Origin of the sequence: Bacteroides sp. ET71, from assembly GCF_023336905.1 — a bacterium.
In the GTDB taxonomy this organism is placed as follows: domain Bacteria; phylum Bacteroidota; class Bacteroidia; order Bacteroidales; family Bacteroidaceae; genus Bacteroides.
This window is the reverse complement of sequence record NZ_JAMBLS010000004.1, coordinates 1-14,889: the sequence shown is the minus strand read 5'-3', so window position 1 is coordinate 14,889 and position 14,889 is coordinate 1. Positions and strand designations below refer to the sequence as shown.

Here is a 14,889-nt window from a genome sequence, read left to right as displayed (position 1 = left end):
GCTTTTCAGGCGCGTAGTGAGGTCCCCCGACTGTGCTCGGGATGACAGGGAAATGAATTTTTGAATTTTGTGCAGGATGAGTTTGTACATTTTAGTTTGGTCGTGGTAACTTGATTCTCCTCCTTAGGGAAGGAGGAGTACCCGAAGGGGGAGGTGGTAGTGATACTTTATGTTTTTAAATATGGGATATATCTATCGCTACCAGAGGGTGTATCAAAATAGAGATTACCTATCATTAGCTTCGCTCAAAACCTCTTTTGACTATTTCATTAAGGTATAGTCTGTCATTCCGAGCGTAGCCGAGGAATCTCAAGATTGGTTAAGTGAGATGTTTCGACTTCGCTTCGCTCCGCTCAACATGACAGAATGATAGCTGTTTGTCATTATGATACATCCCTTTGAGTTGCCTATCTTGCATCTGGTATGGAAATGCCCCATTTCATTCCGAAACAGATTCTTATTACCGGTTGAGTTTCGGTCATGTTGGGCATTGTGCTCACCCAATAACGGGGGAGAACAACGCTCGGGATGACAGGGGAAAGAATTTTAAGTACGCTCTTAAAGTGTTAAAAAACTGAATATTGCTTAATTTTCCATTGGGTAACAATACTTATTATAAATTATATGTCTACATTTGTGGTTGCAAAGAAAACATTGCATGCAAAGAAACAAATGGATATGCGTATGAGTGTAGTATTGAATGAAAAAACGTTGTGTAACCGCAGGTGGCACCGATAGGACTGATTTCCGCAGATTTTGCATCTGTGCAAGTCACTTTTATCTGTGTTGTCTGTGGTTGCATTTTTGTTTCGTCATCTATTATATGTAAACTATATGAAACTGAAAATCGGCTTTATTTTATTGTGTATCTTCCTGCTTCGCGGGCTCCCCGCCGATGGACAGCATGTGGCGGTAAAGACCAACGTGCTTTATGACGCTTTTGCCAATGTCAACTTGGGCTTGGAGGTAGGACTGGCGCCGAAATGGTCGCTCGACGTCACAGGCGATTTCAATGCCTGGACTTTCTCTCACGGACGTCGGTGGAAGCATTGGTTTGTCCAGCCCGAGGCGCGTTATTGGTTTTGCGACCGCTTTGCCGGCCATTTTCTGGGGCTTCACCTCCATGCGGGGCAGTTCAACGTGGGAGGCGTGGACAATGGCATTTCTTTTTGGGGCACTGATTTTTCCAAACTTTCCGATTACCGCTACCAGGGTTGGGTGGGTGGTCTGGGCGTCGGCTACGGTTATTCCTGGATTCTGGGCAGGCATTGGAACCTGGAAGCAGAGATAGGTCTTGGTTATGTCTATGCCCGCTACGACCGCTTCCGTTGTGCCGGTTGCGGCGAGAAAGTCGAGACAGACAAACCTCATCACTATTTCGGCCCCACCAAAGCGGCTGTGAATTTGATATATGTATTCTAAGCAAGTGGCCGGAACCTTCTTGCGCGGGCAAAGGGGGATGGCTCATGGTGAGATCCTTCGGCTGTGCCCTTTGGGCTTCGCTCAGGATGACAGATACCTGGATTCCCCTTTATAACGAAAACTGAATTTGAACATCTACTTAAAAGAAAGGAACAACGATGAAACAAATGATATTGCTCATGACCTTTTTCCTGCTGAACAGCCTCGGCATCGGTGCGCAAGACTTGGGAGGCGTGCGTGTGGAGAACCTGCGCCTGGAGCGCAACGGTGCCTACCTGAAGGTGCAGATGGAGGTACATCTTGACAGTTTGCAGGTAGAGCGCAACCGGGCTGTGCTGCTGACGCCCAGCATCGTGCAGGGAGATGACTCGCTGGCTTTACCTTCTATTGGTTTGTATGGACGCACCCGTTATTACCAGTATGTGAGGGGCGATGAGGGCATGTTGTCCGGTCCGGACGAGCTGACCTACAAAGCGTCGGAGATGCCGCAGTCGGTGGCTTACCAGACGTTGGTGGAGTATGAATCGTGGATGAACCACTCGCAGTTGGAGTTTGTGCGTCGCGACTTCGGTTGTTGTCGCACGTTGCTGGCCGAGCAGGGCGTGGTGTTTGCGGGCTATCGGGAAGCCGTGGACTGGCTGCCTGCCTTGGCGTATGTACGTCCGGAGGCCAAGGGAGAGAAATGCTTTGCGCTCAGCGGTTCGGCCTTTGTGGATTTCCCCGTAGACCAGACGGTCATTTATCCGGATTACCGGCGCAACGAGGCCGAGTTGGGCAAAATTCAAGCCACGATAGATTCGGTACGCAATGACAGGGATATCCATATCACGGCGGTATGGCTCAAGGGCTATGCTTCGCCCGAAGGCAGCTATGCGCACAATACCTACCTGGCCCGTGAGCGTACGGCGGCGTTGAAGCGGCATGTCTGCCGTCTGTATGATTTCGATGAAAACATTATCAAGACCGAATACGAGCCGGAAGACTGGGCAGGCCTGCGCCGCTATGTCAAGGCTTCGAACCTGGAGCATCGCACGGAGATATTGGCCTTGATTGACAGCGGCAGCGAACCAGACGGCAAGGAACGCCGTATCCGGGTTGCTTATCCGGCGGACTATCGCTTTTTGTTGCAGAACTGCTATCCTGCCCTGCGGCATACAGACTACCGTATCGAGTACACTGTGCGTCGCTTCAGCGATGTGGGCGAAATCAAGCGCATCCTGCTGACGCAGCCGCAGAAGTTGAGCCTGGACGAGTTCTACCTGGCTGCACAGACCTGTGAGCCGGGTTCGACGGAGTTTAACGAAGTGTTCGAGACGGCTGTCCGCATGTATCCCAATGACCCGGTGGCCAATCTGAATGCTGCCAATACAGCCTTGCAACGGCGCGATACGCTGGCTGCCGCACGCTACTTGGCCAAGGCGGGGCAGGCTCCTGAGGCTGTTTATGCCCGGGGGGTACTGGCCTTGCTGACGGAGGACTACGATGAGGCCCGCACCCTGTTCTGGCAGGCCGGACAGGCCGGTGTGAAGCAGGCAGAGGAGGCGTTGGAACATTTGGAGGAACTGATGGATTTGCATGATAACTCAAGTAGAAATAACTAAAACAGAAGACAGACATGAAAAAGATTTTCTTATGGGGGTTGATGGCAACCCTGGCTTTGGGAAGCTGCACGGAAGACAGCGGGGTGGCTTCAGGCAATGGAGAGACCGATGGGACGGAAGGAACGGCCTATCTGACTGTACGCATTACGAACGCAGGTGCCGGTACGAAGGCGGCTGGCAACGAGGACAATCCTTTTGAAAACGGCTCGGAGACTGAACACACGGTTTCGGACGCCCGGTTCTTCTTCTACGACACGGCCGGCGATTTTGTGACGGAGGCCACGGTGTGGAACGGCGGCACAGCGGTGGAAGGCGATGGGAATATAGAGTTCGACGGCAATTCGGTGATTGTGTTGCGCGGCTTGACGTCCAACAATTATCCGAACTACCTGGTGACGGCACTCAATGTGCCGGCAGGGTTTACGCCGGCAAATACCTTGACTGAGATGGAGAAGACCCTGTCCGGAGGCGAAGCGGGCATTTACAAATCGACTTCGGCCAAGAACTTCATCATGAGCACCACCAGCTATGCACGGAGCACGGGCAGTACGACGCCCTATTATGTGACGGAACTGCAACCGAGCAACTTCTCCCTGGAGCCGGTTGTGGCCAATCCGGCTAACGTGGTCGATATCTATGTGGAGCGTCTGGCGGCTAAGGTGACGCTTGGCATTTCTGATGCCCTGAAGGCGAAGGCCGATGCCAATGGCCGTTACAAGCTGAGCGTGACCGTGGCCGGGGGTGACAACGATGCGGAGTCAGGCAATACGGAAACTCCGGCCGTGGCTGCCGAGGATATCTACGTGGAGCTGCTGGGTTGGGCCTTGAACGCCACCGCCAAGAGTTCGTACCTGGTGAAGAACATCGACCAGACTTGGACAGACCAGGGGCTCGGCTTTGCGTGGAACGACGCCGCAAACTACCGCAGCTATTGGGGCAAGGCCTATAACTACGGCATCGACGGTTATCCCACGGAAGGAGGGGATGTGGTGACCAACCAATACTTGAACTACATTTCGTCTGACGAGATTACGAACACCGTGGGTACCGCTTCGGCCTATTGTGCCGAAAACACAAACAATGCCACCATTGCCGCCAAGGCAGCCGCACGCACCAGCATCTTGTTGAAAGCCAAGATTTGCGATGCGAATGGTACAGCGTTGGACATGGTGCGCTACAACGGCGTGTTGTTCGAAAACGAGTCGTACATAGATTACCTGCTCAACGCCACACAGGCCGATTGGGATGCCTGGTATTGCTCTGCCGGTACACCGGGAGAAGCGGGTGCTACTTATACCCGGATGGACAAGACTTGTGTGGAACTGGTGGATAATGGCAACGGTGAAGTGCTGGTGCAGTTGAAGAAAAAAGACACGGGAGAAAGCCAGGCGGTAGAAACCGCAGTGACGCTGTATAAGCGGAGCGGTACAGAAGGCAGTTATACGTACACGGTGTTTACGGAAACTGACATTACCGGGCTCGATGCTACCTTGGCAGCGTTCAACAAAACTAACGTGGCCATCGGCTATAAGGGCGGCCTGATGTATTATAACATTCCTATTGAGCATCTGAATCCCATCGAAGCTAATCAGGAAAGCGTGGACGAAGCCAACTACGGCGTGGTGCGTAACCATTACTACAAAGTGACTGTCAACACGCTGGAGAACGTGGGTAAGGGCATCTACGACCCCGATGAAGACATTGTGCCGGGCGATGAGGATGACGAGCGCTATTACCTGGGTGCCAGCATCCAAATCTTGTCTTGGAAGATTGTGGAACAAGGTGTGGACTTGTAAGGCGAATGAAGATTTTTTCATACATACGCAATTACTGTTTGCTGCTTTGCGGACTGGTTTTGGCGGCCTGCGACAGCGTGATCTACGACGGTGAAGGCGATTGCTCGGTGACCTATCGAGTAAAGTTCCGCTATGACTGGAACATGGCTTTTGCCGATGCCTTTGCCCACGAGGTAGAGTCGGTGACGCTCTACCTCGTGGACGGGCAGGGGCGCATCGCCTGGCAGAAGACCGAGGCTGGCGCGGCGTTGGCGTCGGAAGATTATGCCATGACCGTGGATGTGGAGCCGGGCACGTATGATTTGCTGGCCTGGTGCGGCACGACGGATAAAGGCTCTTTCCTGATTCCCGAAGCCTCGCGGAAGGAAGGACTGACCTGCACGTTGCGTCGTGAGCACGATGCCACGGGGGCGGCCTTTTGTGCGGACGATCTGGACAGACTGTATCATGGCTACGTGCAGCAGCAGGTGTTCGGCGAGACGGAAGGTGTCTATACCTATACCGTACCCTTGGTAAAGAATACCAACAATCTTCGCGTGGTATTGCAAAGTTTGTCCGGCGAGGCGTTGGATAAAGACTTGTTTGAATTTTCCGTCACGGACGATAACGGGGCGATGGACTGGGACAACTCGCTGCTGGACGACGAAGACATCACCTATTACGCCTGGCACACGGAGTCGGGTGTGGCGGAGTTCGAAGACGGGGTGGCAGATGAAGCGACCTCGGCTCTCAGCGCGGTGATGGCCGACCTGACGGTGCCCCGGATGATGACCGGTCATGCCGGGACGGCGCGCCTGACTGTGCGGCGGCTGGATACGGAGGAGATTGTCTTGTCCGTACCGTTGATTCAGACGTTGCTGTTGGTGAAGAGCTATTATGACCGTGAAATGTCTGACCAGGAATATCTGGACAGGCAGGACAGGTTTTCGTTGGTGTTTTTCCTGGATGAAGACCAGCGTTGGATGGATGCCTATATCTATATCAACTCTTGGCGGGTGGTATTGCAGGGCAGTGATTTATGATTGGAAAGGAGACGTATGAAAGAGAGGATACGGCATATCGTGGCAATGGCTTTCGCATTTGTTTGCAGTCTGGGGGCCGTTTCTTGCAGCCCGGAGGCTGTGGACGGAAGCCCGGACGACGGACGGATGCAGGTCAACATCGGGCTGCGCGTGCCGCTTAATCCGCAAACAGGAGACGGTTTCGAAGAAGGCAGCACGTATGAGAACTACATCGACGTGGCGGGCGGCGACTACCGGATTTATTTCTTTGATAGCAACAACCGTTTCATTGCACGCTTCCTGCCGAGCGGCGTGGTGGCCGTGGAGGGAACGAACTACGTGGACTATACCGTGCAGGGCGAAGTGCCCGAAGGAATGGCCATCTATCGGGACTTCAAGGTGGTGATGCTGGCTAACTGGCCGACTTACAACGACGGCGATCTGGAGGCGGGCGTGACGACGATTGAGGAACTGTGTAATGCCGACTGGGCGCAGTTCAAGAGGCCCGGCATACAGCAATTGGGGCCGGGCAACCTGATTCCATTCTACGGCGTGCATGAATATGAGAACGTGGCCTTCGAGATGGGAAAACGGACTATGCTGCCTGAGCCTGTCACTCTGTTGAGGGCACTGGCCAAAGTAGAAGTGGTGCTGGAGTATGACACGGAGACGCTGGAGATTCCGGCAAAGCCAACGACGTATATCCGTGGATTTAACGGCAAGGGCTATTGTGCGCCAAGCGGTGTGTACTCGCAAAACGATTACGGGCAAGGGACAGATTGGGAGAATGACTACCTGGGCACGCTGCATCTGATAGACGGCAAGAATCAAAACGGGGCGACTAACAACCGAGCCGAGTTCTTGCGGACCAGCGAAGAGGCGGGCAAGGTGGTTTGGGTGATTTATCTGACGGAATATCAGAACAAAGGCGTGGGGGATGAGTATTCCTACGTCGAAATCGACCTGGGAGACGAGGGGAAGTATAACATCTATTTTGCGGAATATACGGGCGGCGTGACCGATAATGCCGATGCGAAGCGCCTCGACATCATGCGGAACAACCTTTACCGCTTCAAGGTGAGGCTCAAGCTGGTGGACGGAAGAATCGAGGCTGAGGTCTCCGACTGGGAGAATGAATATGACAATGACTTTAATTTCTGAAAGCAATGAAAAGTAAGTGGTGTTGGGGCTTGTTGGCTCTGATGGCCTGGCTGGCCGGTGGATGCAGTGACGAACTGTTGACAGGGCAGACGGCGGACGATTTCGACGAGGGCGAACTGGTGGAGGTTTCGCTGAGCCTGTCGGTCAAGGGACTGCAGGTAGAACTTCAGGCGGATACGAAAGCACCGGTCGAGGATACGGAAGCCGAGCGGGCTATTCATGACATCTGGGTGTGCCAGTTTGAGGCTGCGAGCGGAAAGCGGTTGACGAAGCCGCGGTATTATACCATCGACGACCAAAGTCAACTGGAAGATTTGCCTGTCTATCTGCGGCCGGACGAGGCGGGAGAGAAGTCGGTGGTTTACATTGTGGCCAATACAGGCAGGGCGGATTGGTTGAATGGAAGGGAAGTCGGCGGTTTGGACAACTTTAGGGAACAGACCGTGTTTAACCTGGAACCGCAGTTCGTCAACGACGGAGAAGAAACACTCTCCATCCCCATGGAAGGGCGTGCGGAGGCAGAGGTTAGCGCAGAAAGTGTGATTACCGTGCCGGTGACGCGTATGTTCGCTAAGCTGAACGTGAGGGTGAAGATTGGCGAGGATTTGGCAGACAGGATGACACTTCGTTCGATAGAGATAAACAGCATATCCAAAGTGAGCCTGGTGCGTGCACGGACGGGGGAAGAAGGAGACAAGACTATCGGAGAGAAAGGAAACATGGAGTACTGGACTACCCGGGCTTTTGGCAGTGCCGATGACCCGGTCAGCGCAGGGACGACTTATACCATCTATGTGGCGGAGAATATGCAGGGCGGAGTGCGTGCCATAGGGGCGGAGGAAGAGGTGGCTCCTGTAAATGCGCTCCGGCTGGGCGTGCAGGCGGCCTTGCAAACGGAACAGGGAGCTACGCAAGAACCCAATTATTATGCTTATCCGGGGACAGATACGGACGACGACCAATTCCCGAACGATTATAACATCCGGCGGAATTGTGTGTACAACGTGGTTGTTACTATCCGTGAGGGAGGTGCGGAACTGCATATCCCGTCTTCCAACTGCTTCATTGTCGAACCGGGGAACCTGCTTTCGTTTGAGCCTTATTACCGGGTGGAAACGGGAGGCGGATTCAAGATTGAAGATTACTTGAATCCGGATGTGCCGGAGAAGGCGATTGACAAGGTAGAAATACTTTGGCAGACGGAAGGGGCCATAGGAGATAATACCAATGGTGATCTTGTTTGGTATAAGCCGGACGAAAAGAAGATTTATGTCCAGACTGCCAAGGAAGGCAATGCCTTGATTGCGGCTTACAACCGGGACGAGGAGATTATCTGGTCGTGGCATATCTGGGTGACGGGCAATGACCCGGGCAATTTGAGCAAGGCTATCCGCTATTATACGTACCGGTGGGATGAAAAGGGAATCTATGGAGTGGCTTCCGGCGAGCCACGTATCTCCGGCTACCAGGTGATGTCTTGCAATCTGGGGGCATTGGCCGATACACCTACGGACGGGTGGGATACCAAACCGTTTGGAATGTTGTATCAATGGGGACGGAAAGATCCCTTCCCACCGCTGCGGACACAGGATGGTCATTATTCTACGGAATATACACCGGAAACAACGGAACAACTGTATGACAATGCCAATCTACCGACCGTAGGTATGACGGCATCTGATGATGTGAATCAATTATTCCATTCTTGTCCCGGAGAAGATATACAAGGAATAGCCGATCCACTTTATTATGCGATTCAACATCCTACTGTATTCATGTGTGGGACAAATCAAGCGGATAGGGATGAAGACTATGTGAAAGCGAGTTGGAATTACTTTGCTCAGGGTGATTGGACACATCAACATAATGATGAGTTATGGGGCGGATTGAAACCCAGGGACGATGGTACGATGAAGAAGTACAGCTATAATACTGACCCTAATGGACCACATATCTATGATAACTATGGAACGGAGAAATCCATATTCGATCCCTGTCCTTCGGGATGGAGAGTACCGCCTGGCGAGTTGTGGCTTGGCTTTACCATAGATGGTCGGAATCCGGAAGGTCATTATCAAACGAATATCAATCTCAATCCTGATATTGAGGGTTGGGATTGGGATCGAACAGGGGCTGGCGTTCCGGTATATACAGGTATGTATATTTATATGCAAGATTGGAAAACAGGAGCCTATTCTTATTTCCCGAATCAAGGACCGCGTGTAGGAGATGGGCGAGGCATTAGAGTAGGGCGTTGTGGGAATTATCACAATGCTACTACCGACATAAATAACCGTGTGAATATTTTGCACACCCATAACAATGCTGCTTTTATGATTTTTGAAACGTCGAACTATATGTACTATGTCAAATCGGTTGCCGGTCCAATCCGCTGTGTGCGCGACAGGTTGTAAGTGCCTGTTTAAAAATTGCTCTTTCTGTCATGTTGAGCAAGCGAAGCGGAGTAGAAACATCTCCCTAACTCCTCTCATGCCCATAGTGAGATCCCTCGGCAGGGTTCGGGATGACAGAGAGAACGGGGTTTAAAACAAACCCTGAATTTAGTTAGGATAATCAATTTCCCGCCGTGAGGCGCGAACCTCTTCTCTGCTGCATACGGCAGAGAAGTGTTAGAAGTCCCGACAGGGATTTCTGACCGTTTGTTTGTTTTGTTTGCTGAGGATGCCCGGTGGGGCATCCTCGCTTCTTGAAAGGAGACGGGTGGGTAGATGCAGGAATGGTCTTCGTGGAACCGCAGATAACTCCGATAAGACTGGTTTTCGCAGATTTCGCGTCTGTGCAAATCGCTTTTATCTGTGTTGTCTGTGGTTGAATTTTTGTTTCGTCATCGGATACTGATGTGTTAAAAACAGGAAAGTAATTTAATTTTTTAGGTTAAATGGGTAGAATTTATAATTTATAAACTAATTTTGCGTAATTATTTTGCCGTGAGGCATGGATATGTTCCTGCGGTTTAGAGAAATCGTAGGGAACAGAGGATTCCTCAGGAAGTCCTTGTCGTTTATTTGTTTTGTTTGCGTGAGGGTATATCGGTTGATATGCCCTCTTTTTGTAGGTATGAAGATGACTGTGTGAGGAGAGTTTGCCAATACTCAAGGAGTTAGCCAAACTTGGCTAGTGAGAGAGGATGATGGAGAATTGTTGTGATTTGCCACGTTGGTGAATTTGTTGGATTATCCCGACCATATTGCTTCGGCTGTGTGTTTCACCGAAGAGGTTTCCGGCGATGCGGTGGTGCTGGCCGACGGGAGCCGGTATGTGATATGTGACCCTACGTATATAGGTGCTCCGGTGGGCCGTTGTATGGATTCATATAAGAACGTGAGTCCGGATGTTATCTTTTGAATGTTAAATATTATAATATTTGTCATTCGGGCCTTTTTTCAATCCGGTATTGCCATCTGCGTCTATCAAAATTGTGTATTTTTGCAGGGTGAACAGTGTAATTTGTTCGTGAATATTGTATAATATACATAAGTATCATGCAGAGGTTAATTAATGAAATCGTTGAGCGCGCCAAAGCGAACCGCCAACGCATTGTTCTTCCCGAAGGCACGGAAGAACGCACATTGAAAGCTGCCAACCAAGTATTGACGGATGGGGTTGCCGACTTGATTCTGTTGGGAAATCCTGACGAAATCCGTGCTTGTGCCAAAGAGTGGGGTTTGGGAAATATTGATAAGGCTACTATCATTGACCCGGAAAACAATCCTAAGAAAGAGGAATATGCCCAGTTATTGTGCGAGTTGCGCAAGAAGAAGGGAATGACCATCGAAGAAGCCCGCGAACTGGTGTTGAACCCGCTTTATTTGGGCTGTCTGATGATAAAGAACGGGGATGCCGACGGGCAGTTGGCCGGTGCACGCAATACGACGGGCAATGTGCTGCGTCCTGCTTTGCAGATTATCAAGACGGCGCCGGGCATTACGTGTGTGTCGGGTGCCATGTTGTTGCTGACTCATGCTCCGGAGTATGGACAGAATGGTTTGCTGGTGATGGGTGATGTGGCTGTTACGCCAGTGCCTGATGCCAGCCAGTTGGCTCAGATTGCCGTGTGCACGGCCCGTACGGCACAGGCTGTGGCCGGCCTTGACCCGAAAGTGGCTTTGTTGAGCTTCTCGACCAAGGGCTCTGCCAGCCATGAGGTGGTGGACAAAGTGGTGGAGGCGCTGAAGATTGCCAAGGAGATGGCTCCTGACATTGCCATCGACGGGGAATTGCAGGCTGATGCCGCTCTGGTGCCGGAAGTGGGTGCCAGCAAGGCGCCGGGTTCGGCCATTGCAGGGCATGCCAATGTGCTGGTTGTTCCGTCGCTCGAGGTGGGCAACATTTCCTATAAGCTGGTACAGCGTTTGGGACATGCCGATGCCATCGGCCCGATTCTGCAAGGTATCGCGCGTCCGGTCAATGACTTGTCACGCGGTTGTTCCATTGAAGACGTGTATCGCATGATTGCCATCACGGCCAACCAGGCTATTGCAGCCAAGCACCAGAAGTGAGAACCATTAAAATCTATAAACATGAAAGTATTAGTGTTGAATTGCGGCAGTTCGTCCATCAAGTACAAGTTGTTTGACATGGACCATAAGGCCGTCATTGCCCAAGGGGGTATCGAGAAGATTGGTCTGAAAGACTCGTTCCTGAAGTTGACTTTGCCGAATGGCGAGAAAAAGGTTTTGGAGAAGGACATTCCCGAGCATACGGTGGGAGTGGAATTTATCCTGCAAACGTTGACCAGCGCAGAGTATGGCGTGGTGAAGTCGATGGATGAAATCGGCGCAGTGGGCCATCGTATGGTGCATGGAGGGGAGAAGTTCAGCCAGTCGGTGTTGCTGACGCCGGAGGTCTTGGAGGCTTTTGCCGCTTGCAATGATTTGGCTCCGTTGCACAACCCGGCTAACCTGAAGGGTGTGCATGCCATTTCTGCCATCCTGCCCCATGTGCCCCAGGTGGGCGTGTTTGATACTGCTTTCCATCAGTCGATGCCGGATTATGCTTATATGTATGCCGTGCCTTATGAACTGTATCAGAAGTATGGCGTGCGCCGTTACGGCTTCCACGGGACTTCGCACAGGTATGTCTCCAAGCGTGTCTGTGAGTTCCTGGGTGTCAATCCGGAGGGACAGCGTATCATTACTTGCCACATCGGCAACGGAGGGTCTATTACGGCCATCAAGGATGGGAAGAGTGTGGACACGAGCATGGGGCTGACTCCGCTGGAGGGCTTGATGATGGGTACGCGCAGTGGCGACATTGATGCGGGGGCTGTGACTTACATCATGGAAAAGGAAGGTTTGGATGCTGCCGGCCTGTCTAATCTGCTGAACAAGAAGAGCGGTGTGATGGGTATCTTCGGCGAGTCGAGTGACATGCGCGACCTGGAGGCGGCTGTGGCTGCCGGCAATCCGCGTGCCCGCCTGGCCGAGAACATGTATTTCTACCGTATCAAGAAGTATATCGGTGCGTATGCCGCGGCTTTGGGGGGTGTGGACATCCTCGTGTTTACCGGCGGTGTGGGTGAGAACCAGGCTTCGGCCCGTTGGGGTGCTTGCGAAGGCTTGGAGTTCATGGGCATCAAGCTGGATGCGGAGAAGAACAAGGTGCGTGGCGAAGAGGCTGTGATTTCGACCGACGATTCGAAGGTGAAAGTCGTGGTCATTCCTACGGACGAGGAGCTGATGATTGCTTCGGATACCATGGCTATCTTGAAACCCTGAGCATAGGATAGGCCAAGTGAACAGAGCACGGGCGGGGAGCATGTCTGGTTGAGGCAACCTCGCCCGTGTGTCATTGATGGCTGCGTCGGCGGTCTTGAGGAGCAGAAGAAGGGATTCTGCTTGCTGAAGGCTGCCGGCGCAGCCTTTATTGTGTTATTCTGCGTACTCCAGTTGCCATTCGTACGTGCCGGCCTCCAGGGGGAGGGGCTGCCTGTCTTTTACTTGGACGGGCGGGTAGAACGTGGCTGTGCTGTTGGGCGGGACGGTGACGCGGTAGGTGATGTGCTTGCCTTGGCGTTCCCATTGCGAGCGGATTTCCCCGTAGGGCGAGAGGTGGGTGGCTTCGAAGCGTTCCAGGCCTTGGGGGAAGTTGGGGCGTAGTATGATGTGCTTGAAGCCCGGTTGTTCGGGGTCGGGGAGGATGCCTCCCAGACCTTTGAAGAACCATCCGCCTATGTCGCCGAACATCATGTGGTTGTCTGATATGTCGCGCGTGGCGTGGAGGTCCCAGTTTTCGAGCAGGGTTGTGGCGCCGTTGACCACCCAGTTGCCCCACGAGGGGTAGGTGGTTTGCGTGGCCAGGCGGTAGGCTGTCTCGGCTTCTCCGTTTTCGCTCAGTGCGCTCAGGATGGCTTTGGCTCCCAGCACTCCCACGTCGAGGTGATAGCCGGCTTCCTGTACTTGGCGGGCCAGGTTGCGGGCTACGGTGCGGCGCAGGCTGTCGGGCACGATGCCCCAGTACAGGGGTACGCTCAGTTCGGTCTGTACGCCGTCGGCATAGGTGCCGGTCTGTGGGTCGAGGTATTTGCGGTTGATGGCTTCGCGGGTTTTGGCTGCGAGGGCGGTGTAGCGTGCGTGGTCGTCGGTCCGGCCGAACAGGCGGGCTGCGCGGGCCAGTATGCAGGCGTCTACGTAGAGGTAGGTGGAGGAGGTCAGTTCTTTGTTGGCGCGTGATTTCACCGGTACCCAGTCGCCCCGGCCCCAGGAGGTGAGTCCGTCGGTGCAATGGGCGGCGGCGTAGTCTACGTAGCGTTTGATGTGGTCGTAGCAGTCGGCCAGGGGTTTGCTGTCGCCGTAGAAGAGGTAGAGGTGCCAGGGGATGAGGGCGATGCTGCTGGTCCAGTCCAGTCCGTTGTCGGTGCCGTAGCCCCATCCGCCTGTGGGGATGATGTCGGGCAGGACTCCGTCGGGGCGTTGTTCGTCGCGGTGGTCGGCCATCCATTTTTCGTAGACGGTGAAGCCGTCGTAGTTGTAGAGGGCTGTTTCGATGGCGAAGTGGCTGTCGCCGGTCCATCCGTTTTTCTCGCGTTGGGGGCAGTCGGTGGGGTAGCCCATGAGGTTGGAGAGGTAGGCGCGGTTGGTGGCGCGGCAGAGTTGGGGGATGAGGCTGTCGGAGGCGTCGATGTGTCCGGTGGGGGGTACGTCGCTGTGGATGAAGTAAGCGGTGAGGCTCTCGCGGTCCAGGTGGATGGGGCGGTCGGCGGTGACTTCGACGTAGCGGAAGCCTTTGTAGTTGAAGTGGGGGGTGAATTGGTCCTGGCCTTGTCCGCTGAGGATGAGGATGTCGGTCTGGAAGGGGTCGCTGTTGTCGGTGGGGCGGTGGTAGACGTCGATGTTGGAGAGGTCGACGCGTCCGTCCGGGTAGAGCCGTTCGCCGTGTTTCAGTCTGAGGGTGGTGCCGGGTGTGCCGCCGACGCGGATGTGGGTGACGCCGGACATGTTTTGGCCGAAGTCGAAGAAGTAGGTGGTGTCGTTCAGCCGGTGGCAGGTGCGGGCGGGGATGGTGTCGACGGCGCGGATGGGCACGGCTTGTTGGGCGGTGACGAGGGTGGATGGGGCGGGCCGGTAGTGTATGTCGTGTCCGTCATCTATCCAGGTGCCTTGCCAGGGGTGTGTCTGCATCAGTCCGGTCTCGAAGCTGGCTGTCTCTGATGTGGAGGGTACCTGGTCTTTGTCCCACACGCGGACTTGCCAGTAGTAGCGGGTGAGGGGTTGCAGGGCGGGTCCGTCGTAGGTGAGCAGCATGTCGGGGGTGGGCCGTCGTCCGCTGTCCCACACGTTTCCCTTGCCCCGGGCCACGGCTGCGGAGTCTGTGCCTACGACCACGCGATAGGCTGTCTGCCGGGCTCCTTGCCTGGGGTCTTGCAGGCGCCAGGCAAGGCGGGGCGTG

At 53.7% G+C, this 14,889-nt stretch carries 9 protein-coding genes and 1 pseudogene; 9 read left to right on the top strand and 1 reads right to left on the bottom strand.

The annotated features are described in order from the left end of the window. Positions 1-834 precede the first annotated feature (834 nt). From M3090_RS03585 to M3090_RS03545, 9 genes and pseudogenes are all read left to right on the top strand, one after another. Positions 835-1,422, top strand: coding sequence for a DUF3575 domain-containing protein (locus M3090_RS03585; RefSeq protein ID WP_249054029.1), 588 nt, complete (start codon positions 835-837; stop codon positions 1,420-1,422). Positions 1,423-1,580: 158 nt separating this feature from the next. After that, the gene (locus M3090_RS03580) at positions 1,581-3,023 is read left to right on the top strand and encodes a DUF3868 domain-containing protein (protein ID WP_249054028.1); all 1,443 of its coding nucleotides are present in this window, start codon (positions 1,581-1,583) and stop codon (positions 3,021-3,023) included. Positions 3,024-3,037: 14 nt separating this feature from the next. Then, positions 3,038-4,819 carry an Mfa1 family fimbria major subunit gene (locus M3090_RS03575; protein WP_249054027.1) on the top strand — a complete coding sequence of 594 codons (1,782 nt, stop codon included), beginning with the start codon at positions 3,038-3,040 and terminating at the stop codon, positions 4,817-4,819. A gap of 5 nt (positions 4,820-4,824) precedes the next feature. Next, a complete protein-coding gene (locus tag M3090_RS03570; protein WP_249054026.1) occupies positions 4,825-5,841 on the top strand; it encodes a FimB/Mfa2 family fimbrial subunit in 1,017 nt (338 codons plus the stop codon). A 15-nt stretch (positions 5,842-5,856) separates the two neighbouring features. Beyond that, on the top strand, positions 5,857-6,981 hold the full coding sequence (locus M3090_RS03565; protein ID WP_249054025.1) for a hypothetical protein: 1,125 nt from the start codon (positions 5,857-5,859) through the stop codon (positions 6,979-6,981). Positions 6,982-6,986: 5 nt separating this feature from the next. Then, positions 6,987-9,395: a DUF4906 domain-containing protein gene (locus tag M3090_RS03560; RefSeq protein ID WP_249054024.1), complete on the top strand. Its 2,409-nt coding sequence runs from the start codon at positions 6,987-6,989 to the stop codon at positions 9,393-9,395. 772 nt (positions 9,396-10,167) lie between these two features. Continuing rightward, positions 10,168-10,347 (top strand): annotated as a pseudogene (locus tag M3090_RS03555) (hypothetical protein); the annotation flags it as partial. A gap of 137 nt (positions 10,348-10,484) precedes the next feature. After that, positions 10,485-11,501: a phosphate acetyltransferase gene (gene pta, locus M3090_RS03550; RefSeq protein ID WP_249054023.1), complete on the top strand. Its 1,017-nt coding sequence runs from the start codon at positions 10,485-10,487 to the stop codon at positions 11,499-11,501. A 21-nt stretch (positions 11,502-11,522) separates the two neighbouring features. Next, positions 11,523-12,719, top strand: a complete 1,197-nt coding sequence (locus tag M3090_RS03545) for an acetate kinase (protein ID WP_249054022.1) — start codon at positions 11,523-11,525, stop codon at positions 12,717-12,719. 153 nt (positions 12,720-12,872) lie between these two features. On the opposite strand, the gene M3090_RS03540 is transcribed toward M3090_RS03545, so the two are convergent. Beyond that, on the bottom strand, positions 12,873-14,889 hold a 2,017-nt coding region (locus M3090_RS03540), incomplete at its 5' end, for a family 78 glycoside hydrolase catalytic domain (protein ID WP_249054021.1).

Excerpts from the sequence above, each read along its gene's own strand:
- M3090_RS03585 (WP_249054029.1), top strand. The coding sequence starts at position 835 with ATGAAACTGAAAATCGGCTTTATTTTATTGTGTATCTTCCTGCTTCGC.
- M3090_RS03580 (WP_249054028.1), top strand. The coding sequence starts at position 1,581 with ATGAAACAAATGATATTGCTCATGACCTTTTTCCTGCTGAACAGCCTC.
- M3090_RS03575 (WP_249054027.1), top strand. The coding sequence starts at position 3,038 with ATGAAAAAGATTTTCTTATGGGGGTTGATGGCAACCCTGGCTTTGGGA.
- M3090_RS03570 (WP_249054026.1), top strand. The coding sequence starts at position 4,825 with ATGAAGATTTTTTCATACATACGCAATTACTGTTTGCTGCTTTGCGGA.
- M3090_RS03565 (WP_249054025.1), top strand. The coding sequence starts at position 5,857 with ATGAAAGAGAGGATACGGCATATCGTGGCAATGGCTTTCGCATTTGTT.
- M3090_RS03560 (WP_249054024.1), top strand. The coding sequence starts at position 6,987 with ATGAAAAGTAAGTGGTGTTGGGGCTTGTTGGCTCTGATGGCCTGGCTG.
- pta (WP_249054023.1), top strand. The coding sequence starts at position 10,485 with ATGCAGAGGTTAATTAATGAAATCGTTGAGCGCGCCAAAGCGAACCGC.
- M3090_RS03545 (WP_249054022.1), top strand. The coding sequence starts at position 11,523 with ATGAAAGTATTAGTGTTGAATTGCGGCAGTTCGTCCATCAAGTACAAG.